Raw genomic sequence first — 23,732 nt, 5'->3', positions numbered from 1 at the left:
TGACATGGACGTCCTGAAGAATTAGATTGCTCGCTTCCTTAGCCGCCGGCGCTCACGCTCGGAAAGGCCTCCCCAGATACCGAACCGTTCGTCATTGGCCAACGCGTACTCAAGGCACTGGGACCTCACGTTGCAGGCGCCGCAAACCTTCTTGGCATCGCGGGTGGAGCCGCCCTTTTCGGGGAAGAAGGCCTCCGGATCCGTCTGTGCGCACAGAGCGTCCGTCTGCCAGCCCAGTTCACCTTCGTCGTCGAAGTCCTGCTGGAGCGGCAGCCCGATCCAGACCGGCTGGGCCGTCCCGGCGGCAGCAATTTCCATGGGCGGATCGAGGTCGTCTTCCGGCTCCGCGCCGCCGTCCAGGAGGGCTTCATGCGCTGCAAGGAACGCCGTAGCCTGGTCTTCGAGGACGCTGGTGGAATTCCTGTTGTACCGCTCCGCAGCATCAGGATCGGCGGGATCCACGTACCAATCGCTGGGCACCCCCCGCGCACGGTACTTTGCCGTTGCCTGACCGGCCACGACGGCATCTTCCTGGATACGCTCTGCTTGCCCCACGGCGACCCTCCTGATGTTTCAGCCACTGCCTGGATACGTGGACACTCGGTTGTGTGCCGGTATTTACGCAATTGCTTTAGTTACCTAATTACACGTGTGTAACTAGGGCTAGTCAAGCCGCTGCCGGGATAATAGACAGTCCCGGTTCAGAAGTTTGCGTACGCCACGCCCGGGATTTTCCCCGGCCCCGGCGTGGCGGGGACGGCAGCGTGGCGTTAGGGGCCTGAAACCCCTCCAAAACGCAGGGCTGGCGGGGAAAATACCCGGTCTTCGCCGAAATAGCAAGCACACTTAGCAACGATAGTGATTAACATCACTTCCTGTTGCGTGCGAGGGAAACGCCGCTGCCGCCGGATGACCGGGGCAAAACCGGAGTGGCAGGATGAAACCATGACGACAACCCCCGCAATCGACCTGATGGGCACCCTTCGCTCGGGCAACTCCACGGCCCCACGCCTCACGTGGTACGGCCCAGACTCGGAGCGGGTGGAATTGTCCGGACGGGTCCTGGACAACTGGGTGGCAAAGACCAGCAACCTGCTCCAGGACGAACTGGACGCGGAGCCGGGCATGCGGCTGCGGCTTGCCCTTCCGGCGCACTGGAAAGCCATGGTGTGGGCGCTGGCCGGCTGGCAGCTTGGCCTGGAAACAGTATTCGACGGCGGCCCGGCCGACTTCCTCGCCACGGACGATCCCACTGCGGCCACTGGGCAGCATGGCGCTGTCATCGCCGTGGCGCTCCCCGCCCTCGCCATGCGGTGGGCCGGCGGTCTTCCCGCGGGTTGGATCGACTACGCGGCCGAAGTGCGTTCCCACGGGGACGTGTTCATGCCGCACACCGATCCGGATCCGGCAGGCTGCGCCCTCCGGACCGCCGACGGGCATACCGTCCCCCACCGGGACTTGTTGACCGGTTTTGCCCTGCAGCATGAGGACGGCGCCAGGGTTCATATCCCCGCAGACCGGGGACTCGAATCAGCGTTGTCCAGTGCGCTGGGAGCCTGGCAGCGCGACGGTTCGGTGGTGCTGACCCATCCCGATGTGGCCCTCACCGACAAGCTGCGCGCGGACGAACGCATCCACGGCAGCTAGCAGCTGGTGAGCGCTAGGCCTGCGGGCCGCCGTCGGCGGAAGTAGGCGCCGGACGCTCCGCCGCGCGTGCGGGCTCGCGGTGCGGGTGGGCTTCGATGATTTCGTGGTCGTGGGAGAATTCCGGCTCCTGGTCCAGTTCCTGGTTGAAGACCAGGAACCGGTACGCGAAGAAGCGGACAACCGTGGCGACCAGGATGCCAGCCACGCCCGCGAGGAACAGCAGGTTCTTGTCGTCGATTCCCATCCAGTACTTGGCCAGCGCCGTAAACCCGGTGGAGATGCCGATGCCAATGCCGTTGATGATGACGAACATGATGAACTCGCGGAGCACGTTGGCCTGGCGGCGGTGCCGGAAGGTCCAGAAGCGGTTTGCCACCCACGAGAAGACCGTGGCAACGGTCGCGCCCACAAATCGTGCCTTCGCCTCGCTGTCCGACATGGGGCCGTGCATCAGGTAATAGGTCAGGCCGTTGTCAATGACGAACGCCACACCGCCCACCGCACCGAACTTGGCCACCTCACGCCAGAAGAGTGAGGCGAGCCCCCGGATACGATCTGCAAGTGCACTAAACATGACCCTCCATGGCCGCGACGAACTGTGGGCCACTCGGCCAAAGGTCCATTTTAGCCCCCAAAGCTTTGAGCCGCCCGGCAGAAGCAGGTGACCTATGTCCCGCCCATGGAAAATACCGTTCCCCCGCCGGGCCGTAAAAGCGGGATCGGGCCCGTCTTCGGTAGGCTGGCAGATGTGACTTTTCCAGTGATAGGCGTGGTTGGCGGCGGCCAGCTCGCGCGAATGATGGCCCCTGCCGCTACAGCACTCGGCTTTGAACTGCGTGTCCTCGCTGAAGGTGAGGACGTTTCGGCAGTGTCGGCCGTCCCTGCCACACCGGTGGGCGATTACAAGGACCTGCAGACACTCCTGGACTTCGCAGAAGGCCTGGATGTGATGACGTTCGACCACGAGCACGTACCGACGGACCACCTCCGCGCCCTGCAGGATGCCGGAGTTAACGTCCAGCCCGGACCGGATGCCCTGGTCCATGCCCAGGACAAGCTGGTCATGCGTGCCGCCATCGACCGGCTGGAACTGCCCAATCCCGCGTGGGCGTCCGTGGCGGACGTTGACGCGCTGGTCCGCTTCGGGGACGAAACAGGCTGGCCCGTAGTACTGAAAACCCCCCGGGGCGGCTACGACGGCAAGGGTGTGCGGATCGTCGCCTCAGCCGAAGAGGCCGCGGAAGCCGCTGACTGGTTTGCCGCCATGAGTCCCCTGCTGGCCGAGGCGAAGGTCGAGTTCACCCGCGAACTCTCCGCGCTCGTGGCCCGCACCCCCGACGGCGAGGCCCGCGCCTGGCCCGTGGTCCACACCATCCAGGTGGACGGCGTCTGCGACGAGGTGATCGCACCCGCGCTGGACATCCCGCTGGAGGTTGCTGCCGCAGCTGAGGACGCAGCATTGCGCATCGCCGCCGAGCTTGACGTCACCGGCGTCCTTGCCGTGGAACTGTTCGAAACCCCGGGCACAGGGGCTGGCTTCCTGATCAATGAACTGGCCATGCGGCCGCACAACACCGGCCACTGGACCCAGGACGGTTCCATCACCAGCCAGTTCGAACAGCACCTCCGCGCAGTCCTGAACCTGCCGTTGGGTGCCACCGACGCGCTGGCACCCGTGACCGTTATGAAGAACTTCCTGGGCGGAGACAACCAGGATCTGTACTCCGCCTACCCCATGGCGCTGGCCACCGAACCTGCTGCCAAGGTGCACTGCTACGGCAAGTCGGTGCGGCCCGGGCGCAAGATCGGCCACGTCAACCTGATGGGCAGTTCGACGACGGAGGTGGACTCCGTCCGCCGCCGGGCCACGGCCGTGGCGGGCATCATCCGTGACGGGCGGGTTACCACCGAAGAACCTTCCGCAATTTTCGAGGAGAACGCATGAGCGCCGAAGCCACCCCCGCCGCCGGTTCCGCCGCGGGCCCCCTGGTGGGCCTGGTCATGGGCTCCGATTCTGACTGGCCGGTCATGGAGGCTGCGGCGGACGCCCTGGCCGAATTCGGCATCCCCTTTGAAGCCGACGTCGTCTCCGCCCACCGGATGCCCACCGAGATGATCCGGTACGGCCAAACCGCGCACGAGCGCGGGCTGCGCGTCATCATTGCCGGCGCCGGCGGCGCGGCCCACCTGCCAGGCATGCTTGCCAGCGTCACGCCCCTGCCGGTGATCGGGGTTCCTGTTCCCCTGAAAACCCTTGACGGGATGGACTCCCTGCTCTCCATCGTCCAGATGCCGGCAGGCGTGCCCGTGGCCACGGTTTCCATCGCCGGTGCCCGCAACGCAGGGCTCCTGGCCGTGCGGATGCTGGCGTCCGGCACCGATGAACTTGCCGCGTCCCTGCGCTCCGATCTCCTCGACTTCGCTGCGGACCTGAACGCCGTCGCCGCCCGCAAGGGCGCGAACCTGCGGCAAAAAGTCAGCGAAGTCTTCCCCGGCGGCTCCAGCGCTCTTCGGGGCAGCCGTTAGGGCGCCGGGCATGGCCAGCAGCAGCAGCGTTCTCAATACCGGCTCCGGTCCATCACTGACGGACCCGGTCCGCTATCCGGTCAGCGCTTCTCCCGCGGTCCGGACCAAGCGTGCCTTCGTCCTGGTCCTGCTGACCCTCCTGGTACCGGGCAGCGCCCAGCTCGTGGCAGGCGACAGGAAGCTGGGACGGACAGCCCTGCGGGTAACGCTCTGCGTGTGGGCACTCCTGCTGCTGGCAGTGGTGCTCTTGCTGGTCAACCGGAGCCTGGTCATCAGCATCGCCACCAACCCGGTCACCTCGCTGCTGCTGGTGGTGGTGATGTCGGCACTGGCCCTCGGCTGGGCTTTGCTGTTCCTGAATACCCTGCGCCTCATCCGCCCTGTCCTGCTGGCACCGCGGGCCCGCCCCGCCGTCGGCATTGCCCTGGTGGTGGCGCTGGTTCTGGGCAGCGGCTCCATGGGGTATGCCGCCTACCTGCTGAACGTAGGCCGCAACGCCATCGGCAACATCTTCTCGTCCGGTCCCGCCATCGAGCCGGTGGACGGTCGGTACAACTTCCTCATGATGGGCGGCGACGCCGGCGATGACCGCACGGGCCGCCGGCCTGACAGCCTGTCCATCCTGAGCGTGGACGCCCAAACGGGCCAGACCGCCATAATTTCCGTGCCCAGGAACTTCCAGAACGCGCAGTTCAGCGAAGGCTCCCCCATGCGGGCCCTCTACCCCGACGGCTACGACTGCGGCGACGAGTGCCTGATCAACGCCATCAACACCGAGGTTACCAACGAGCACGCGGACCTCTATCCCGGCGTGGCGGACCCCGGGGCGCAGGCAACCATGGAAGCCGTTTCCGGAACGCTGGGCATGAAGATCCAGGCTTACGTACTCGTTGACATGGAGGGGTTCTCCACCCTGATCGAAGCCATGGGCGGCATCCGGATCAAGGCCGGCGGCTGGGTTCCCATGAGCGGCTATTTCGACGAGGCCACCAAGACCCACGGGATGCCCCTCGGGTGGATTCCGGCCGGGGACCAGACGCTCAACGGCGCGCAGGCCCTCTGGTACGGGCGGTCGCGCGAGTACGTGGATGACTACTCCCGCATCCAGCGCCAGCAGTGCGTGCAGCAGGCAATGCTGAAACAGCTTGACCCCGCCACCCTGCTGTCCAAGTTCGAGGACATCGCCGGCGCGGGAACAAAGGTGGTGGAGTCAAACATCTCTTCCGCCCAGTTGGGCAGCTTCCTGGACCTCGCCATCAAGGCGCGGGGCAAGGACGTCAAACGGCTGACCATCGGGCCGCCGGACTTCGATGCATCGTTCTCCACGAACCCCGATTTCGACCAGATCCACGAACGGGTGGACCAGCTGCTGGCATCGGCATCCGCCAAGGGTGCACAGTCGGCAGGAATTCCCGACGACGGCACGGCAGTTCCGCAGGCAGGCGCCGGACACGTCCAGGCGGCCGGGGCTGTCCCCGCCACCCTGCCCGCCGCGGGCAGCGCTGTCCGGCAGCCCTCGCCGTCGGACTTCACGCCGGTGACCACCACACCCGACGGCGAGCCGATCACCGAAGAGATGCTGACCCAGCTCAAGCTGGAGGGCAACGAAGAGGCGATCCGCCAACTCGTGGCCACCAACGGTCAGTGCGCCCCGCTCTAGGGCCCACCCATCAGCTCCCAACCATCAAGGAACGGAACGGTTTTGTACGAGATTGACAACGTCCTGCGGGACTACGCCTGGGGTTCGACGACGGCGATCGCCTCGCTGCTGGGGCGTCCCGAGTCGGGGCGCCCGGAGGCCGAACTGTGGATCGGAGCGCACCCTGACTCGCCGTCGGTGGCGCACCTGCCGGAGGACGGGACGCGGAGCCCGCTGGACTCCCTGATCTCCTCCGACCCGGAACATTTCCTGGGCGCGGAATCCGTGGCGGCCTTCGGCCCCCGGCTGCCGTTCCTGGCCAAGATCCTTGCGGCCGCGCAGCCGCTCTCCCTCCAGGTCCACCCGAGCCTGGACCAGGCCCGGGAAGGATTCGCACGGGAAAAGGCAGCCGGACTGGATGCCCATGCCCCGAACCGGAACTACAAGGATGACAACCACAAGCCCGAGATGATCTTCGCGCTCACGCCGTTCGAGGCATTGTGCGGATTCCGGCCGGTGGCCGAGACCCGGAAGATCCTGCAGCACGTTGCGGATGCCTTCCCCGCGGGCAGCCAGTCCCCGGAGCTGGTCCAGGCCCTGATCGACGATCTTGCCGGCCCGGATGAAAGCGCAGGACTGCGCCAGGCCTTTGAACGGCTGATCGCCGGCGGCCAGGGCGTGGCAGAGGACACCGCCCTGGTGGTGGCAGCCCTCCTGTCCGGGGCACCGCTTGAGCCCTACCAGGCCGAGCTGGGCACTGTCATCAGCCTCAACGAAAAGTATCCCGGCGATCCCGGCGTGCTGATCTCACTGCTGCTGAACCGGATCTCCCTGAAGCCCGGTGAGGCGGTCTACCTTCCCGCTGGAAACGTACACGCCTACCTCCACGGGCTGGGCGTGGAGGTCATGGCGTCCTCGGACAACGTCCTGCGCGGCGGCCTGACGCCCAAATTCGTGGACGTCCCGGAACTCCTGAACACCATCGATTTCCACCCTGTGGCTGTTCCGATGCTCGGCGCCGAAAAGACGGTGATGGACCAGGAACTGTTCCGTCCCCCCTTCGGGGAGTTCCAGCTGCAGCGCATCGAACTGGGGCCGGACGCTGCTCCGGTCCCGCTGGCGCAGGCAGGCGCGGCAGTGGTCATAGTGGTGGCCGGCGCCGTCTACCTCGACTCCCCCAAGGGCGACCTGGAACTCGCACAGGGCGGCAGCGCGTTCATCGCCGCGGCCGAGGCCCCGGTCAACGTCCACCGGGTGGCCGGCAGCACCGGGCCGGCACTGGCCTTCGCCGTGACCACCGGCCTCTAGCACTTCCGGCAGCCGCAACAGCAAAAGGGCGGCGACGGCACCCGGGCTGGTGCCGTCGCCGCCCTTTGGCGTTGACCGGGTTGGTTGCCGCGGCTAGTTGCCCGGACGCAGCTTCCGGACCAATGGGCGGACCTGCCCGGCTGCGCCTTTCAGCAGCCGGCGCGCCTGCTGGAGGCCCTTGCGGGCGAGCGGCATGGCCTTGGAGTAGGCGGGGTAGAACGGCGACAACGGCCGTTCCCACGTTCCCATGAGCATGTTCTCGTGCCTGGCGAACTGCTTCTTGAAATCGGAAATGCCGTCGTTCAGGAGGCCGTTGAAGTCGTAGCGGCTGCAGCCGTCTTCCCGCATGGCCTGCAGCGCCGCCCACTTCACGCCGTAGTTCACCCGCTGCTTCTGGCCCTCGGCGGAGACACCGCCGTAGAGCTCGAAGGCGGTAGCGCCGCTGCGCGAAAGCCAGGTGAAGGCAAGCATCTGCTCGCCATCGAACGCGGCGATGATCGGCGAGGAGTCGCCGAGGTTCCGGAAGATGTCCCGGTAGTACTGGTCCTCGTGGATGCCGAATCCTGCCCGCTCCGCGGTCTGGTGGTAGATGGCCAGCACCTGGTCCAGCTCGGAATCGTTTTTGACCTTCCGGAATTCAACGTCGCTGCGCATGGCCTTGCGGATGTTTGCCCGCGTGGACTTGGACATCTCGGCCATCAGCTCGTCGTCGGAGCGGCTGAGGTCCAGGATGAGCGTTCGCGGGATGAGCACGGTGTTGTTGGTGGATTCGCGGAAGCCCGCGGCGGCCACGGCACCGGCAAATGCGGAATCCCGGTCCCAGTCCGGTTCGATGCTGAGGGCCACGCCCCGGTGGCGGAGGGCGGCGTGCTCGGCCAGCCGGTTCAGGACCAACTGCGCGTTCTCCACTGAGGACATGGGTCCCCGGGGAATGTAGACCAGGGCACGGAAGGGGACGGGAAGCCGGCGGACCAGGAGCTGGGCGCAGCCGATGGTTTCGTCCCCGGCCTTGACCAGGACCCGGTCAACGGACCAGCCGTGCGCCGCCTTGGTCTCGCCCCAGCCCCACAGCTGTTGCGGATGCCCCTGGAACCGGTCAACGTGCTCGTCCCAGAGGGCGCGGTCAGTACAGGGAACAACAGCAGGAATCATGGCTTAAACCCTATACCAAGGCCTTAACGCCAAAACCCCCGGCGCGCGTGTGGCGCACCGGGGGCTTTGCAGTCAGGAGGACCTGGCGGTCAGTTCTTGCGGGCGTAGCCTTCCCACTTGCTGGCCTGGTGCTCGCCCTCCACGAAACGGATGGTTCCGGACTTGGAACGCATCACGATGGACTGGGTGAGGACCTTGTCCTTGGAGTAGCGCACGCCCTTGAGCAGGTCGCCGTCCGTGATGCCGGTGGCGGCGAAGTAGCAGTTATCGCTGGAGACGAGGTCGTTGGTGGAGAGCACCCGTTCGAGATCGTGCCCGGCGTCGATGGCCTTCTGCTTCTCTTCGTCGCTGGTGGGCCACAGGCGGCCCTGGATGACGCCGCCAAGGGACTTGATGGCACAGGCCGCCACGATGCCCTCGGGGGTGCCGCCGATGCCCATGAGCGCGTCCACGCCGGTGCCGGAGCGGGCCGCGGCAATGGCGCCGGCGACGTCGCCGTCCATGATGAATTTGGTGCGGGCACCAGCTTCGCGGATCTCCTCCACCAGCGGGCGGTGGCGGTCGCGGTCGAGGATCATGACGTTGAGCTGGTTGACCTTCACGCCCTTGGCCTTGGCGATCAGGTGCAGGTTCTGCTTGACCGGCAGGCGCAGGTCCACCATGTCTGCGGCTTCGGGGCCGGTGACGAGCTTTTCCATGTAGAACACGGCAGAGGGATCGAACATGGAGCCACGCTCGGCAACAGCCAGGACGGCCAGTGCGTTGTTGATGCCAAGGGCGGTCAGGCGGGTTCCGTCGATCGGGTCGACGGCGACGTCCACCTCGGGGCCGGTGCCGTCGCCAACGCGCTCACCGTTGAACAGCATGGGCGCTTCGTCCTTCTCGCCCTCGCCGATGACCACAACGCCGTTGAAGTGGACGGTCTGCAGGAAGGAACGCATGGCGTCGACGGCGGCGCCGTCGGCGGTGTTCTTGTCACCGAAGCCAACCCAGTGGCCGCCGGCGATGGCCGCGGCTTCGGTGACGCGGACAAGTTCAAGGGCAAGGTTGCGGTCCGGCTCGTCGTGGCCCACCGCAAGGGACGGCGAAATCGTGGAGTACTTCTGGGTCATGGACGCTGGTGACACGTGAACCTCTTCTTCGAGTGGCGATCATTGAACCCGCCCGCCGGTGCAGCAGAACGGTGATTCCTCTGTTACCGATCATAGTCGCGGCGCAGCGCTGGGGGTGGCCCGTGACGCAACCCCGAAATGTGCCTTGCCGCCGGCCGGGGCCCGCGAACCGGCCCGAATGGAACTCCGGCTCCGGGATGGGCGACTATAGAGGGGTGAATGACATGCAGGAAGCCACCAGTCCCAGCTCCGGCCCGGCACAGCCCGATGGCCGTCCCGGCGCCGCGGACAGCAGCGCCGATACCCCGGTGAAGCCCGTCATTCCGGCGGCCGCGGCCAAGCGCGCCAATGCTTCGGTGATCGGCATGATCATTGCCCTGGTGCTCAGCATCGCGGCGTTCCTGCCCGTTGTCCTCATGAATCCGCAGCCCAAAAGCGAGGCGTACCGCCCGGACATCGACGTGGCGTCGGTGGCCCGGAACGCGGCAGATGTGGCGGGATTCACACCCGTTGCGCCGGACACCGGCAACGCCTTCCGGGCAAATTACGCCCGGTGGGAAGCAGGGACGGGCAGCGGCGTGCCTACCTGGGAGGTTGGCTACGTGACCCCCAAGACGTCCTTCATCGCCTTGGTGCAGACCACCCAGGCCAACCCCACCTGGCTGCTCCAGCAGACCAAAAACGCCCCCGTTACCGGCTCGCGGAATGCCGGTGGCCGGGAATGGGAACTGCGTGACACCGGCAAGGGCGAAAAGTCGATGGTCCTGAACTACCGCGGCAGCACCGTTGTCCTCTCCGGTGCAGCGCAACTGGACGAGTTCGCAACCCTCGCGGCCGCCGTCGTGAACTCCCTGGAGAGCAACCCGGCCGTCACGGTTTCACCGTCGGCCGGTCCCACCCCGTAAAGTGGGGCCGTGACGACTAACCTGACCCCTGCACTGGCCTGGCGCCGCCTGCGCGAAGGCAACGAACGTTTCGTAAACGGCGAGTCCTCCCATCCCAACCAGAACGCTTCGCGGCGCTCATCGCTGGTGGATACGCAAAATCCGTTCGCCGTGATTTTTGGCTGCTCCGACTCCCGGCTCGCTGCCGAAATTATCTTCGACGTCGGCCTCGGCGACGTCTTCGTGGTCCGCACCGCCGGACAAGTGATTGACGACGCCGTCCTGGGCTCGCTCGAATACAGCGTTGCGGTGCTGGGGGTGCCGCTGATCGTTGTGCTCGGGCATGACAGCTGCGGCGCAGTGACCGCCACCAGGGACGCTGTGGAGACGGGTGAAATGCCCGCAGGCTTCATCCGCGACCTCGTGGAACGCATTACGCCTTCCGTCCTGACGTCCCTGCGGAACAACCAGCCCGAGGTCAATGACATGGTGGTGGAGAACGTCAAGCAGATGTCCCATCGGCTTGCGGACAGTTCGCGTGTGATTTCGGACGCAATTGAAAACGGCCGCACTGCGGTCATCGGCCTCTCCTACCGCCTGGCAGAGGGCCGCGCCGACCTTGTTTCCGGAATCGGCGAGCTCTAGGAACCCCACGCCGGCGGCCCGCCGGGCCGCCGGCAATGCTCCCTTATCGGTTTTCGATGGGGCGGCCGGGAGCCATAAGCTAGCCCCATGACTTCCACTGAAGAGTTCCGCATTGAACATGACACGATGGGCGAAGTCCGCGTCCCCGTGAACGCACTGTACCGCGCGCAGACGCAGCGGGCAGTAGAGAATTTCCCCATCTCCGGCAAGACCCTGGAGCGCACCCACATCGAAGCGCTTGCCCGGGTCAAGAAGGCTGCCGCCCAGGCCAACGCAGAACTGGGCGTGCTCGACGGCGAGCTGGCCAAGGCGATTGCAGACGCTGCCGATGAGGTGGCTGCCGGCAAGTACGACGGCGACTTCCCGATCGACGTTTTCCAGACCGGCTCCGGCACGTCCTCGAACATGAACACCAACGAGGTCCTCGCAGAGCTGGCCACGCGTGCGCTGAAGGCCGCAGGCAGCGACAAGGTGGTCCACCCCAACGACCACGTCAACGCCTCCCAGTCCTCCAACGACGTGTTCCCCACGTCCGTGCACGTCGCTGCCACGTCCGCCCTGATCAACGACCTCATCCCCGCCCTGGGCTACCTGGCAGAGTCGCTGGAGCGCAAGGCCATTGAGTTCAAGGACGTCGTAAAGTCCGGCCGCACCCACCTCATGGACGCCACCCCGGTCACCCTGGGCCAGGAGTTCGGCGGCTACGCCGCACAGGTCCGCTACGGCATCGAGCGCATCAATGCCTCACTCCCCCGCGTGGCTGAGGTTCCCCTCGGCGGCACCGCCGTGGGCACCGGCATCAACACCCCAGCAGGGTTCCCCGAGCGCGTCATCGAGCTGCTGGCCACCGATACCGGCCTGCCGCTGACCGAGGCCCGCGACCACTTCGAGGCCCAGGCGAACCGCGACGGCCTGATCGAAGCGTCCAGCCAGCTGCGCAACATCGCCATCTCGTTCATGAAGATCAACAACGACCTCCGCTGGATGGGCTCCGGCCCCAACACGGGCCTGGGCGAGATCGCCATTCCGGACCTGCAGCCCGGCTCCTCCATCATGCCCGGCAAGGTCAACCCGGTTATCTGCGAGGCCTCCATCATGGTGGCCGCACAGGTCATCGGCAACGACACCGCCATCGCCTGGTCCGGCACCAACGGCGCCTTCGAACTGAACGTCGGTATCCCGGTCATGGCCGCCAACCTGCTGGAGTCCATCCGCCTGCTGGCCAACACCAGCCGCGTCATGGCGGACAAGATGATCGACGGCATCACCGCCAACGTGGAGCGCGCCCGCTTCCTGGCGGAGGCTTCCCCGTCCATCGTCACTCCGCTGAACAAGTACATCGGGTACGAGAACGCGGCTAAGATCGCCAAGACCGCCGTCAAGGAGGGCCTGACCATCCGCCAGGCCACCGAGAAGCTCGGCTTCGTCGGCGAGGGTGACGGCAAGGTCTCCGAGGCTGATCTCGACAAGGCCCTGGACGTCACCACCATGACGGCTCCGGCCCACAAGGCCTAACAAGCCAGACAGGGCCCAACAAGGCCAAAGCGTCCGACGGCGGCCGGTCACCTTTTGAATGAAAGGTGACCGGCCGCCGTCGAACTTTAACCTGCAGGCCGGCCCACAATTTGCACTCAATTCAAAAGAGTGCAAAACTTTACTTTGTGACAAACAGTGCAACTTCCGATCCAGGTCTGCGTGAACGCAAGCGGGCTGCAACCCGGCGCGCCATCACTGCTGCCGCGCGGAGCATGACCGCCGAGCACGGGCTCACCGGCTATACCGTGGAGGAAGTGTGCGAGGCCGCGGGCATCTCCCGCCGGACCTTCTTCAACTACTTCCCCACCAAGGAAGACGCCATCATCGGCCACGCGGACGACGACATTCCGTCCGACATCATCGAGGACTTCATTGCCGGCGGAGCCGGATCACCGGCAGGACAGATCTCCCCAACGCTCTTCCGGGACCTGGTGGCACTCTCCCTGCGATTAGCCGAAGGCATGTCAGCCTCGGAAGAAGACACCCGGCAGCTCATCGGGGTGGTCCGCAAGGAACCGCAGCTCATCCTGAGGATCATCGGTGTCACGGAGCAGCGAGAGGCCCAGTTCGCCCGGGACGTCGCCCGGCGTGAAGGAGTGGCCGCCGACCACCCGGTGGTGCAGATGGCCGTCGTGCTGCTCAGCACCATCGCCCGCAAGAGCAGCATGGCCTACTTCTCCGACGGCAACACCCGCAGCTACCCGGACCTCCTGCTGGAGAACATTTCCGCCGCCAGCGTCCTGTTTTCACAACCGTTCAACACCCCTGACACCCCCGCAGCAGAAGGACAATCATGAGTACCGCCCCCACCAAGGCGCCGGCAGGGCCCCTTCTGCTGACGCAAAAACGCATCTGGATCATCTTCTCCGCGCTGATCGCCGGAATGCTGCTCTCAAGCCTGGACCAGACCATCGTCTCCACGGCCATGCCCACCATTGTGGGCAAGCTTGGCGGCGTGGAGCACCAGGCCTGGATTACTACCGCCTACCTGCTGGCCACCACCATCGTCATGCCGATCTACGGTAAGTTCGGTGACATCCTTGGCCGCCGCAACCTCTTCCTGGTGGCCATCGCGCTCTTCACGCTCGCGTCGGTGGGCTGCGCAATGGCCACCGATTTCTGGGGCTTCGTCACCTTCCGCGCCATCCAGGGCCTGGGCGGCGGCGGCCTCATGATCCTCTCCCAGGCGATCATCGCCGACATCGTTCCCGCCAAGGAGCGCGGGAAGTACATGGGACCCCTGGGTGCCATCTTCGGCCTTTCAGCCGTGGCCGGACCATTGCTCGGCGGCTTCTTCGTGGACCACCTCACCTGGGAATGGGCCTTCTACATCAACATCCCGGTGGGCCTCGCAGCGTTCGCCATCGCCTGGTTCGCCTTGACGCTGCCTACCAAGAAGGCCGAAAAGCGGATCGACATCCCGGGCGTGGTGCTGCTGTCCGCCGCCACCACGTGCCTGATCTTCTTCACCGACTTTGGCGGCAAGAAGGACGAGGGCTGGGATTCGCCCCTCACCTGGGCATTTGGGGCGGGCCTGCTGGTGTCTGCTACCGCCTTCGTCTTGGTTGAGCGGCGCGCCGAGGACCCCATCATCCCGCTGAGCCTGTTCCGGAACCGGATCTTCATCAATGCCACGGCCATCGGCTTCACCCTGGGGCTGGGCATGTTCTCCGCCATCGCGTTCGTTCCCACGTTCCTGCAGATGTCCTCTGGCACCTCCGCCGCAGAATCCGGGCTCCTCATGCTTCCGATGATGGCCGGGCTCATGGGCACCTCCATCTACTCGGGCATCCGGATCTCAAGGACCGGCAAGTACAAGATGTTCCCGATCCTGGGCGCCGCGCTGACCATGGCCGCGATGCTGTGGATGACCACCCTTACTGCCAGCACCCCCATCTGGGTCATCTGCCTCCAGCTGTTCGTCTTCGGTGCGGGCCTTGGCCTGATCATGCAGGTGGTGGTCCTGGTGGTCCAGAACTCGGTGCCGGCTGACCAGATCGGCACCGCCACCAGCACCAACAACTACTTCCGCGAGGTAGGCGCCGCCATGGGCGTGGCAGTGTTCGGCTCCATCTTCACCACCCGGCTTTCCGAGGCGCTGACCAACGCCTTCACGGGGGCAGGGGCGTCCGCTGAGCAGGCCGGGCAGTCCACCCGGACCCTGGACCCGCAGGCGCTGGGCCAACTCCCGGAACAGCTGCGCGACGCCATCGTGAACGCCTACGCCGATTCCCTGGCGCCCGTGTTCTGGTACCTGCTCCCCTTCATCGCCGTGGCCCTGCTGCTGGCCATCACGCTGAAGCAGATCCCGTTGTCCGACACCGCCGGTATGGTTGCACGCGGCGAAGCCGTGGGCGGGGAGGAAGCGGAGCGGCTCGCCGCCGACCTTCACGGCACTACTGCCGGCGACGTGGAAGCCGGACGTGGCGGGGGCACGGTGAAGGACGACGACGGCGAGCTGGTTTCCCAGGGCCGCTGACCGGCGTCGCGGCAGCCTCTACGGCTCGAAGTGGACGGCTGCGGAGGGTGCGAGCGCCTGGCGGATGCTGGTGAGGTGCCCGGGCATGAGGTCGGGAAGTTCGTCCAGGCCGAACCAGCCCACGGCCAGGGATTCGTCGTCATTGACCCTGGCCTCGCCGGAGACGTAGCGGCACAGGAACACCACGTCCAAAAACTCGCAGACATCACCGTTGGGGTAGGTGACCGGACCCACAGCGCCCACTGACACCACGCGCTCGGCCTCGGCCACCACAGCCGTTTCCTCGAAAATCTCGCGGATCAGGCCGCGGGCCGGCTGCTCCCCGGGGTCCAGCATGCCGCTGACGAGAGCCCACTGGCCGTTGTCTGCCCGCTGGGCCAGCAGGATCCGGCCGGCGTCATCCACCACCACGCCCCGCACACCGGGCACCCAAATGGGATCGTTGCCGATTTTCTTGCGCAGCTTCAGGACGTATTCGGGTGCAGGCATAGCGCCAGCCTATCCAATCACCAAGCAGAGGCCCCGCCGCTCAGGCGGGAAGCAGCATGGCGGCTGCGGCCCCGGCGAGCATGAACGGCCCGAACGGGATGGACGACTTCAAGGTCCCCCGCCGGGCGGCAAGAAGGGCTACGGACCACAGGCCGCCCAGCAGGAAGGCCAGGAAGGTCCCCGCGAAGAGGTGTCCCCAGCTGAGATAGCCAAGGTACATGCCCAGCACTCCCGCGAGCTTAACGTCACCGAACCCCATGCCGGGCGGATAGACGAACCGGAGGACAAAGTAGAACAGCCACAGGATTCCGGCCCCGGCCACCACGCGGAGGGCAGGGGCCGAAAGGATCCCTGTGGTGTCACCGGCCGCCTGGAATGGGCTGGTCCAGGCAACGGCGGCTGCCGCCAGCAGGAGCACGCCGGCCACCGCATAGGACGGAAAGACGATCCGGTTGGGCAGGAGGTGGTGCCGGACATCGATGATGGTCAGCCGCACCGCCATCACCGCAAAGTAGAGGCAGGCCGCCAGCACCAGCCAGAAGGCAAGCGGGGTGTGCTGCCAGAGTTCACCGAGTCGTCCGATCACCCCTCGGATGCTACTGGATCCACCCATTCCCGCCGTAGCGGCCCCGCGTAAAATGTGGATATGTCGACCTGGGACTCCCGGCGCAGCCCGGTTCCGGAATCACCTGCCGCCCCGGCGGACCTGGCCGCCGTGTTCCGGAACCTCTGCCGCTCCTCCCCCTGGAAGTGGCAGTCGCTGCGGTTTGAGTACTGGGACCAGGCCTTTGCCTCAGCCCCCGCACCCGGTGCCACCTTCGTCCGCGCCTGGCTGCGCCGTCCGGGCGCGCTCCGGCTCGAAAGCCCGGATCGTCTGGTCCTGCACAGCACTACGGGGATCAACGACTCCCGGGACGTCTTCTATGTGAGCGCCACGCGCAAGTCCTGGCTCCTCCCCCCGCACCTGGTCACCCCCGTCTATGACGACGCCGGACTGGTACGCCGGCGCCCCGAGGCCGCTTACGGCGAGCCCGGATTCGGCAACGGCCGCTTCTCGGCTGCGCTGGACCCTGTGGAGCTCGCGGGAAATGCACCCGTGCCCATCGAGTTTCCCGGCAGCAACGCGCTGGACATCAGGGAGTTGCGGTATTCCGGGCACGAAGGCCGGTCCGTCATTGAAGCGGTGGTGGTGCCCAACGCCGCCTACCGCCCCATTGATCCTGCCGCGCCCCTGTGCCTGCCCGGCCGGTCCCTGCTGCGCGTGGACGTGGGGACCGGCGTCTGTGTGTCCAGCCAGTCGCTGGAACCGGAGACGGAAGGCTATGGCCACTGGATCCGGATCATCGCCGTGGACGAGTACATGCTGGATGACCTGTTCCTGGCCCAGTCCATGAACCTCACCGACGTCCGCCGGCACATCAGCTGGGACATTCCGGCCTGATCGTGACAGGTCCTCCCGGCCCAGGTCGGCTAGGCTTCGCGGATGACGACGATGAGCTCCATCTGGCCCCTGTTCGACCTCAGGCTGACCACGCCCCGGCTGGAGCTCCGGCCCATCACCGACCAGGACATCCCGGCGGCTGTCGACGCCGCCCGCAGCGGAATCCACGACCCCGCCACGAACCCGTTCAGCACGCCGTGGACCGAGCTGCCCGGTGACGAACTGGGCTCCAATATGGCCCGCTGGTACTGGCGCTGCCGCGGGGAGTTCACGCCGGAGCACTGGACGCTGCTCCTGGGGATCTGGCATGAAGGGCAGTTCATCGGGTGCCAGGACGTTGGTGCCAAGGACTTCACGGTGCTGAAGACTGTCACCACCGGCTCCTGGCTCAAGAAGTCCGTCCAGGGCCGGGGACTGGGCAGGGAGATGCGTGCCGCCGTCGTCCTGTGGGCCTTTGAGTGGCTCGGCGCGGAAGTCGCCGAGTCGGAGGCCGCCGCCTGGAACAGCGCCTCCCTGGGCGTCTCCCGTTCCCTCGGCTACGAACTCAACGGCACCACCCGCAAAGCCTGGGGCACAAAAGTCGAAACTCTCCAGCACGTCCGCCTCACCCCGGAAACCTTCAACCGCCCGGACTGGGAGCTGCAGGTCGAGGGCCACGAAGCAGCGGCGAAGTTCCTCAGCGTGCGTTGAGTTGCCGGGCAGTGGCCGGGTTCGTCCGCCTCGAGCCCTTCGCCGTGGCCTGGTGAACCCGGCCAAGGACACGCACGAAGGGCAGCAGTCCCGCGGACGCAACCCCGGTCACGCACAAGGGCCGTGGCCCGGCGAACCCGGCCACGGCCCCTTGCTCAGGTGAGGTCAGCCCTCCAGGAGTTCCGTCACCAGGGCCGCGATCGGTGAACGTTCCGAGCGGGTCAGGGTGATGTGGCCGAAGAGGGGATGTCCTTTCAGGGTTTCGACGACGGCGGCGATTCCGTCGTGGCGTCCCACGCGCAGGTTGTCACGCTGGGCGACGTCGTGGGTGAGCACGATCTTGGAGTTCTGGCCCATGCGGCTCATGACGGTGAGGAGGACGTTCTTTTCGAGAGACTGGGCCTCGTCGACGATCACGAAGGCATCGTGGAGGGAACGTCCGCGGATGTGGGTGAGAGGCATGACCTCGAGCATGCCCCGGTCCATGACCTCTTCCACCACTTCCTGGCTGACCAGGGCGCCCAGGGTGTCAAAGACTGCCTGTGCCCAGGGGTTCATTTTCTCGGACTCGGAACCCGGCAGGTAACCGAGTTCCTGGCCGCCCACCGCGAAAAGGGGCCGGAAGACGATCACTTTGCGGTGTTCGCGGCGTTCCAGCACAGCCTCGAGGCCCGCGCAGAGGGCCAGTGCCGACTTGCCGGTGCCGGCGCGGCCACCGATGGATACGATGCCCACGCCGGGATCCATCAGCATGTCGATGGCCAGCCGCTGTTCGGCCGAACGGCCGTGGAGGCCGAACACGTCACGGTCGCCCTTGACCAGGCGGACCTGCTTGTCGGCGCCCACCCGGCCCAGTGCGGAGCCGCGGTTGGAGAGCAGCACCAGCCCGGTGTTGACGGGCAGTTCCGCGGCGGCGGGGATGAAGACGGGTTCGTGGCCGTAGAGGGTGGCGATGTCCTGTTCGTCCGCCTCGACTTCGGCAACGCCGGTCCAGCCGGAGTCCTTGACCAGCTCGTTCCGGTACTCGTCGGCAGTAAGCCCCATGGCGGATGCTTTGACGCGCATGGGCAGGTCCTTGGAGACAACCGTGACGTTGCGCCCCTCGTTGGCCAGGTTCTTGGCGACGGCGAGGATGCGGCTGTCATTGTCCCCGCTGCGGAAGCCCAGCGGGAGCACCTCTGTGGAGATGTGGTTCAGTTCCACCATGAGGGTGCCGCCCTCATTCCCGATGGGCAGGGGCTGGTTCAGGCCGCCGTGCTTGACCCGGAGGTCGTCCAGGAGCCGCAGGCCATTCCGGGCGAAATAGCCCAGTTCCGGATCGTGCCGTTTGGCTTCGAGTTCGGTGATGACCACGACGGGGACCACCACCTCATGTTCGGCGAAGCGCAGGAGTGCCCGCGGGTCGGAGAGCAGGACGGAGGTGTCGATGACGAAGGTGTGGATGTCGGCTTCCCTTCCGGAGACGGCAAGACCGGCCGCAGCATCAGTTGCTGCGCCGGTCACAGAGGTGGCTCGCTCGGCGCGAGAGGTAGCTTTTCCGCCCTGTCCAACCAGGACCTCGGGCAGTTGTTCAGAAGTAGCCACATCGACTCCAGCCCCGGGCGCCAGCCCGGAATTGTTATTGGTGAGGCGGCTCGGCCACGAGGCCGGATCCGGCCTCCCATACACCCGGTGCGATGTTTCGCTCCATGTACTGGCCTCCCCGATCAGCCGGCGGTTTTGCCTGCTGATGGATATAACGTAAATCCACTCCGGGTCATTTCCGCAACTATTTGGCGGCGATTTCTCCGGCGGATGTATGAACCCGTGATGAACCGCGGGGTTCAGGTGCCAAAGCGCCGCTGCCGCCCGGCGTAGTCCCGCAGGGCGCGGAGGAAGTCAACCTTGCGGAAGGCGGGCCACAGGGCCTCGCAAAAGTAGAACTCGCTGTAGGCGCTTTGCCACATCAGGAAGCCGGAGAGGCGCTGCTCCCCCGACGTCCTGATCACCAGGTCCGGATCCGGCTGGCCCCGGGTGTACAGGTACCGGGAAATGTCATCGACGCACAGGTCATCGGCGAGCCTGGAAATGTCCGTGCCCTTGGCGACGGCGTCATGCAGGAGTTCACGGACGGCGTCGACGATCTCCCTGCGGCCCCCGTACCCCACTGCCACGTTGACGTGGATCTTTTCCCGGACAGGAGTCCTGGCCGTGAGTTTGTTCAGCCGCTCGGCCAGGTAGTCCGGAAGCAGTTCCGGGGCACCCATGGCATGCACGGAGATGTTCGCGTCTTCGTCCAGCCGGTCCAGGGTGTTGGCGATGATCCCCATCAGGAGGTCCAGTTCCTCGCTGGAGCGGTTCATGTTGTCCGTGGAGAGCATGTACAGCGTCACCACCTTGACGCCGAGCTCCTGGCACCAGCCCAGGAATTCGTGGATCTTGTCCGCACCCGCCTGGTGGCCCTGGGCGGTGGGGGCATTGAATTGCTTGGCCCAGCGCCGGTTTCCGTCCACCATCACACCAATGTGCCGGGGAATGCGGTCGCGCGGGAGGTCCTTGAGCAGCCGGCGCTCGTAATAGCCATAGAGGAACCCGGGCAACTCCACGCGTCCACTCACCTGACTTTCCTGCCGTACCTACATCCACATCCTAGGCTACCGCCCGGGACACCCCGGGACGGGGAGGACCTCATGACAGGCCTGAAAGTATGTTACCGATCAGTAACTTACCGGTCCGTAAGTTATTCTGGTGCCATGAACAGCGACTCCCCGCAGGCCTCCCCGGCGCCCCGGCCCGAGGACTGGAACTCCAGCCAGGATCCGGAGCCCAGCGCGGTGGATGATGCCGCGGTCCGCCTGGCGGAACTACTGATGGTCAAGCCCAAATGGCGCGGCTGGATCCACACCGTCACGGCCCCGCTGGCACTTGCCGCAGGGGTCATCCTGGTTGTCCTCGCCCCCACGGTTGACCGCCGGGTCACCTCTGCCATCTACGCTGCCACCGGCGTTCTGCTGTTCGGTGTCAGCGCCGTCTACCATCGCGGCAATTGGTCCCCGCGGGTCAAGCTCATCCTGAAGCGGCTGGACCATACCAACATCATGCTGGTGATCGCCGGCACGTACACGCCACTGGCATGGACCCTGCTGGAACGCCAGCAGGCTGTGGTGCTCCTGTGGGTGATCTGGGCCGGAGCCATCCTCGGAGTGCTGTTCCGGCTGCTCTGGACTGATGCGCCGCGCTGGCTCTACGTTCCGATCTACATCGCGCTGGGCTGCGGCGCGCTGTTCTACCTGCCGCAGTTCTTCCAGGCCAGCATTCCGGCAGCAGTGCTGATCTGCGTGGGCGGCGTCCTCTACATCACGGGCGCTGTCTTTTACGCCCTCAAGAAGCCCAACTTCAGCTACTACCACTTCGGCTTCCACGAACTGTTCCACGCGTTCACCGTGTTTGCCTTCGCAGCCCACTTCGTGGCGATCGCGCTGGCGGTCCTCGCCTAAAGCCGCCCAGGCGGCGGGGACCCTCTTACTCGCGGGGCCGCGGGAGCCCGTCTGCCGGGCCGTTTCCGTTGGCGTCCGGCGCTGCCTGGCGGGTGCCGTCGTCGAGCCCATCATGGGCGTCTGCGGCGTCAACGTCTGCCGCGGCAGCGGCGGCCAGGCGCTCTTCCTCCACCTGGGCGCGGTAGCGTACCCTGCGGATCCGCCGCACCATGTCCACAATGAGCAGGGCGGTGGCCACAACAAAGAAGGCCGTCATGATGAACCCCAGAAGGCCCGGCGTTACCTGGTCCTCGGATATTCCGTCCCGGAGCGTCGGAGTGGGCAGCGGGCTCGGCGTGGTGGCGAGGCTGAGGAGCAGAGAATGCACGGTTAATACCTTCTGGTGGAACGGATGCAGCAGGATGCGGACGGAACGGCCCGTCGCCGCACCCGTCTTCTACACAAGATAGAAATGGCCTGCCTGTCTATCTTAGCCCGGCGAACAGGTCCTTCTCGGGGAGTTCGGACGGCACCCGGGAGTGGATCAGGGAGTAGTCTTCCCAAGGCCAGACCCGGCGCTGCATGTCCGGCGAAACCGCGAAGAAGAAACCCAGCGGGTCCACCTGCGTGCGGTGGGCGCGCAGTGCGTCGTCGCGCATTTCGAAGAAGTCGCCGCAGTCCACCTGGGTGGTGGTGGGGTGCGCGGCAGGAGGTGGCGTGTGCCCCTCCGCATCGGACTCCAGCCACGCGGCCAGGCGCTCGGCATACGGGGACTGCAGACCTGCCTCTTCGAGCGCAAAGTGCAGTGCCCGGAACCTCTCCGGGCTGAAGGCCCGGTCGTAGTAGAGCTTGCTGGGCTCCCACGCCTCCCCCGCGTCCGGGTAGCGTTCCGGATCCCCCGCTGCCTCAAACGCTTCCACGGCTACCCTGTGGGCCATGATGTGGTCCGGGTGGGGGTAGCCGCCATTCTCGTCATAACTGAGGATGACGTGCGGCTTGAAGGACCGGACCAGCCGCACCAGGGGCGCGGCCGCCTGTTGCAGGGGCAGGGTGGCGAAGGAGCCGGCCGGAAGGGGCGGGAGCGGGTCGCCCTCCGGGAGGCCGGAGTCTACAAAGCCCAGCCACCGCTGGCGGATGCCCAGGATGGCGGCGGCCCGCTGCATCTCCAGCCTGCGCGCGCCGGCCATGTCCCGCTTGGGATGCGGCTCACCTTCAACTGCCGGGTTCTGGATGTCGCCGCGGGAGCCGTCCGTGCAGGTTGCCACCAGGACATCCACGCCGTTGGATGCATACATGGCCATGGTCGCAGCACCCTTGCTGGATTCGTCATCCGGGTGGGCGTGGACCGCGAGCAGCCGGAGCGGCACCTGGGATTTGCTGGGCGCTGTCATGGAGGGGACGGCTCCTTAATTTTGTCTTTAGCGGCTCTGGGGCAGCTTACGGGTGATGCGGGCGGGCGCCGCGCCTTGCCGGCAGTTGGTGCCACCGCGAAAGCGCCGGCGGAATGGGCACTAAACTGGTCTGGTGACTTCCCCGGACCAGCCGGCCCAATCCGTGCCCGCAGACACTAGCCTAGCCAATCGGTATGGTGCTAAAAAGCGCCGGCTTTCCCCCAAGGCAGCCCGGCTGGCCATCGGCGTCGCGCTGGCCGTGGGGATCGGGTTCCTGGCCTGGGTGACCACGTCCAATTCGCTCTCCGGGGTGTCGTTCAAGGACGTGGGTTACAGCACCGCCGATGCCACCCTCGCCGAAGTCGACTTCCAGGTGACCCGGGAACCGGCCAAGCCCGTCAAATGCGCCGTGAAGGCGTTGGACGCCAAGTTTGCCGTGGTGGGTTGGAAAGTGGTGGACATCCCGCCGTCCGCGGCGGACTCAACGCCCGACGGCGGCCGGACAGTCGCCCAGCGCGTCACGTTGCGCACGGAGTCGGCGTCCGTGTCCGGCGTGGTGGACAGCTGCTGGATTCCCGGCGGGGAGTCGTAAGGGATGTGATGCGCGACGCTTGCTTGTTGGGTTATCTCCAAGGGATTGACTACAATGGAGAGATACCTTTACCCCGCTGAGCTGGTTACTGTTCCACAAGTGGCCACCGTGGCGGGGTCTTTTGCATGTAGGACCACTAGAGGAGAAGTCCGTGTCTACCACCAACAGCGCATCTGCAGCCTGGCTTACCCAGGAAGCTTTTGACCGCCTGAAGGCAGAGCTGGACCACCTTTCCGGCGCAGGCCGGGCGGAGATCGTCCAGAAGATTGAAGCAGCGCGGCAAGAGGGGGACCTCAAGGAAAACGGGGGCTACCACGCGGCCAAGGAGGAACAGGGCAAGATTGAAGCCCGCATCCGCCAGCTGACGGTCCTGCTCCGGGACGCCCATGTGGGTGAAGCGCCTGCCGATGACGGCATCGTTGAGCCCGGCATGCTCGTGGTTGCCAGGATCGCCGGGGATGAGGAGACCTTCCTGCTGGGGTCTCGCGAAATCGCCGGCGACTCGGACCTGGATGTCTTCAGCGAGAAGTCCCCCCTTGGTGCGGCCATCCTGGGGCACAAGGAGGGCGAGACCCTCAGCTACGTTGCACCGAACGGCAAGGACATCAAGGTGGAGATCCTCTCCGCCAAGCCCTACGCCGGGTAACGCCAGGACAAGCAGCAAGCCGGTCCAGCAAAAGCGGCGGCCGGCCCCACAGGGCCGGCCGCCGCGTTTATGTCTGCACCCGAAGGACCCCCCGGGCCCC

General features: G+C 66.0%; 25 protein-coding genes. 15 read left to right on the top strand and 10 right to left on the bottom strand.

Features of this window, described 5'->3' with window-relative positions:
- Window positions 1-21 precede the first annotated feature (21 nt).
- Window positions 22-555 carry a WhiB family transcriptional regulator gene (locus ACWRN3_RS01295; protein ID WP_159632517.1) on the bottom strand — a complete coding sequence of 178 codons (534 nt, stop codon included), beginning with the start codon at window positions 553-555 and terminating at the stop codon, window positions 22-24.
- A gap of 390 nt (window positions 556-945) precedes the next feature.
- On the opposite strand from ACWRN3_RS01295, the gene ACWRN3_RS01290 reads away from it, so the two are divergent.
- Entirely contained in the window at window positions 946-1,647 is a 702-nt protein-coding gene (locus tag ACWRN3_RS01290) for a TIGR03089 family protein (RefSeq protein ID WP_255174878.1), read from the top strand.
- Between the two features lie 13 nt (window positions 1,648-1,660).
- Here the strand turns inward: ACWRN3_RS01290 and ACWRN3_RS01285 are convergent, their stop codons facing one another.
- A complete protein-coding gene (locus ACWRN3_RS01285; RefSeq protein ID WP_159632519.1) occupies window positions 1,661-2,221 on the bottom strand; it encodes a GtrA family protein in 561 nt (186 codons plus the stop codon).
- 174 nt (window positions 2,222-2,395) lie between these two features.
- On the opposite strand from ACWRN3_RS01285, the gene ACWRN3_RS01280 reads away from it, so the two are divergent.
- The 4 genes from ACWRN3_RS01280 to manA are packed head-to-tail and all read left to right on the top strand — an operon-like array spanning window position 2,396 to window position 7,120.
- Entirely contained in the window at window positions 2,396-3,592 is a 1,197-nt protein-coding gene (locus ACWRN3_RS01280) for a 5-(carboxyamino)imidazole ribonucleotide synthase (protein ID WP_224025459.1), read from the top strand.
- Window positions 3,589-4,173 (top strand): 5-(carboxyamino)imidazole ribonucleotide mutase, encoded by a 585-nt coding sequence (gene purE, locus ACWRN3_RS01275; protein ID WP_324644572.1) that lies wholly within the window; start codon window positions 3,589-3,591, stop codon window positions 4,171-4,173. Before ACWRN3_RS01280 ends, purE begins: the two co-directional genes overlap by 4 nt.
- A 10-nt stretch (window positions 4,174-4,183) precedes the next feature.
- On the top strand, window positions 4,184-5,833 hold the full coding sequence (locus tag ACWRN3_RS01270) for an LCP family protein (RefSeq protein WP_476739663.1): 1,650 nt from the start codon (window positions 4,184-4,186) through the stop codon (window positions 5,831-5,833).
- Between the two features lie 42 nt (window positions 5,834-5,875).
- A complete protein-coding gene (manA, locus tag ACWRN3_RS01265) occupies window positions 5,876-7,120 on the top strand; it encodes a mannose-6-phosphate isomerase, class I (RefSeq protein WP_476739662.1) in 1,245 nt (414 codons plus the stop codon).
- 93 nt (window positions 7,121-7,213) lie between these two features.
- On the opposite strand, the gene ACWRN3_RS01260 is transcribed toward manA, so the two are convergent.
- Together ACWRN3_RS01260 and glpX are read right to left on the bottom strand one after the other, a co-directional pair.
- A complete protein-coding gene (locus ACWRN3_RS01260) occupies window positions 7,214-8,272 on the bottom strand; it encodes a lipid II:glycine glycyltransferase FemX (protein WP_476739661.1) in 1,059 nt (352 codons plus the stop codon).
- 89 nt (window positions 8,273-8,361) lie between these two features.
- Window positions 8,362-9,384 carry a class II fructose-bisphosphatase gene (glpX, locus tag ACWRN3_RS01255; RefSeq protein WP_200830737.1) on the bottom strand — a complete coding sequence of 341 codons (1,023 nt, stop codon included), beginning with the start codon at window positions 9,382-9,384 and terminating at the stop codon, window positions 8,362-8,364.
- Between the two features lie 224 nt (window positions 9,385-9,608).
- Between glpX and ACWRN3_RS01250 the strand changes: the two genes are divergently transcribed.
- The 5 genes from ACWRN3_RS01250 to ACWRN3_RS01230 all read left to right on the top strand — a co-directional run bounded on the left by ACWRN3_RS01250 (window position 9,609) and on the right by ACWRN3_RS01230 (window position 14,928).
- Window positions 9,609-10,289, top strand: coding sequence for a DUF4245 domain-containing protein (locus tag ACWRN3_RS01250; RefSeq protein WP_476739809.1), 681 nt, complete (start codon window positions 9,609-9,611; stop codon window positions 10,287-10,289).
- Between the two features lie 9 nt (window positions 10,290-10,298).
- Window positions 10,299-10,913, top strand: a complete 615-nt coding sequence (locus ACWRN3_RS01245; protein WP_255174874.1) for a carbonic anhydrase — start codon at window positions 10,299-10,301, stop codon at window positions 10,911-10,913.
- Window positions 10,914-11,000: 87 nt separating this feature from the next.
- Window positions 11,001-12,428, top strand: coding sequence for a class II fumarate hydratase (locus tag ACWRN3_RS01240; RefSeq protein ID WP_364400991.1), 1,428 nt, complete (start codon window positions 11,001-11,003; stop codon window positions 12,426-12,428).
- A gap of 146 nt (window positions 12,429-12,574) precedes the next feature.
- A complete protein-coding gene (locus ACWRN3_RS01235) occupies window positions 12,575-13,246 on the top strand; it encodes a TetR/AcrR family transcriptional regulator (RefSeq protein ID WP_476739660.1) in 672 nt (223 codons plus the stop codon).
- Window positions 13,243-14,928 carry an MDR family MFS transporter gene (locus tag ACWRN3_RS01230; RefSeq protein WP_476739659.1) on the top strand — a complete coding sequence of 562 codons (1,686 nt, stop codon included), beginning with the start codon at window positions 13,243-13,245 and terminating at the stop codon, window positions 14,926-14,928. Before ACWRN3_RS01235 ends, ACWRN3_RS01230 begins: the two co-directional genes overlap by 4 nt.
- A gap of 18 nt (window positions 14,929-14,946) precedes the next feature.
- On the opposite strand, the gene ACWRN3_RS01225 is transcribed toward ACWRN3_RS01230, so the two are convergent.
- Both ACWRN3_RS01225 and ACWRN3_RS01220 read right to left on the bottom strand, forming a co-directional pair.
- Window positions 14,947-15,417, bottom strand: a complete 471-nt coding sequence (locus ACWRN3_RS01225) for an NUDIX hydrolase (protein ID WP_255174871.1) — start codon at window positions 15,415-15,417, stop codon at window positions 14,947-14,949.
- 40 nt (window positions 15,418-15,457) lie between these two features.
- Entirely contained in the window at window positions 15,458-16,003 is a 546-nt protein-coding gene (locus ACWRN3_RS01220; RefSeq protein WP_476739658.1) for a prepilin peptidase, read from the bottom strand.
- A gap of 60 nt (window positions 16,004-16,063) precedes the next feature.
- On the opposite strand from ACWRN3_RS01220, the gene ACWRN3_RS01215 reads away from it, so the two are divergent.
- The gene (locus ACWRN3_RS01215; protein WP_476739657.1) at window positions 16,064-16,858 is read left to right on the top strand and encodes a hypothetical protein; all 795 of its coding nucleotides are present in this window, start codon (window positions 16,064-16,066) and stop codon (window positions 16,856-16,858) included.
- A gap of 42 nt (window positions 16,859-16,900) precedes the next feature.
- On the top strand, window positions 16,901-17,548 hold the full coding sequence (locus tag ACWRN3_RS01210) for a GNAT family N-acetyltransferase (protein WP_476739656.1): 648 nt from the start codon (window positions 16,901-16,903) through the stop codon (window positions 17,546-17,548).
- Between the two features lie 165 nt (window positions 17,549-17,713).
- Here the strand turns inward: ACWRN3_RS01210 and ACWRN3_RS01205 are convergent, their stop codons facing one another.
- The gene (locus ACWRN3_RS01205) at window positions 17,714-19,132 is read right to left on the bottom strand and encodes a PhoH family protein (RefSeq protein WP_476739655.1); all 1,419 of its coding nucleotides are present in this window, start codon (window positions 19,130-19,132) and stop codon (window positions 17,714-17,716) included.
- A 239-nt stretch (window positions 19,133-19,371) separates the two neighbouring features.
- Window positions 19,372-20,133 (bottom strand): isoprenyl transferase, encoded by a 762-nt coding sequence (locus ACWRN3_RS01200; RefSeq protein WP_255175547.1) that lies wholly within the window; start codon window positions 20,131-20,133, stop codon window positions 19,372-19,374.
- A gap of 147 nt (window positions 20,134-20,280) precedes the next feature.
- Here ACWRN3_RS01200 and trhA point away from each other — a divergent pair, with 147 nt between their 5' ends.
- Entirely contained in the window at window positions 20,281-21,024 is a 744-nt protein-coding gene (gene trhA, locus ACWRN3_RS01195) for a PAQR family membrane homeostasis protein TrhA (RefSeq protein WP_255174866.1), read from the top strand.
- Between the two features lie 25 nt (window positions 21,025-21,049).
- Here the strand turns inward: trhA and ACWRN3_RS01190 are convergent, their stop codons facing one another.
- Both ACWRN3_RS01190 and mca read right to left on the bottom strand, forming a co-directional pair.
- Complete coding sequence (locus tag ACWRN3_RS01190) at window positions 21,050-21,391, bottom strand: hypothetical protein (protein WP_324644565.1); 342 nt, start codon at window positions 21,389-21,391, stop codon at window positions 21,050-21,052.
- Between the two features lie 97 nt (window positions 21,392-21,488).
- Window positions 21,489-22,394 carry a mycothiol conjugate amidase Mca gene (mca, locus tag ACWRN3_RS01185; protein ID WP_324644564.1) on the bottom strand — a complete coding sequence of 302 codons (906 nt, stop codon included), beginning with the start codon at window positions 22,392-22,394 and terminating at the stop codon, window positions 21,489-21,491.
- A 133-nt stretch (window positions 22,395-22,527) separates the two neighbouring features.
- Here mca and ACWRN3_RS01180 point away from each other — a divergent pair, with 133 nt between their 5' ends.
- Together ACWRN3_RS01180 and greA are read left to right on the top strand one after the other, a co-directional pair.
- On the top strand, window positions 22,528-22,986 hold the full coding sequence (locus ACWRN3_RS01180) for a DUF4307 domain-containing protein (RefSeq protein ID WP_324644563.1): 459 nt from the start codon (window positions 22,528-22,530) through the stop codon (window positions 22,984-22,986).
- Between the two features lie 151 nt (window positions 22,987-23,137).
- Window positions 23,138-23,632 (top strand): transcription elongation factor GreA, encoded by a 495-nt coding sequence (gene greA / locus ACWRN3_RS01175; protein WP_159632538.1) that lies wholly within the window; start codon window positions 23,138-23,140, stop codon window positions 23,630-23,632.
- Window positions 23,633-23,732: the final 100 nt, after the last annotated feature.

This window comes from Pseudarthrobacter sp. rb (genome assembly GCF_056389225.1).
Note: the sequence above shows the minus strand (reverse complement) of the source record. Positions and strands in the feature narration are given on the sequence as shown.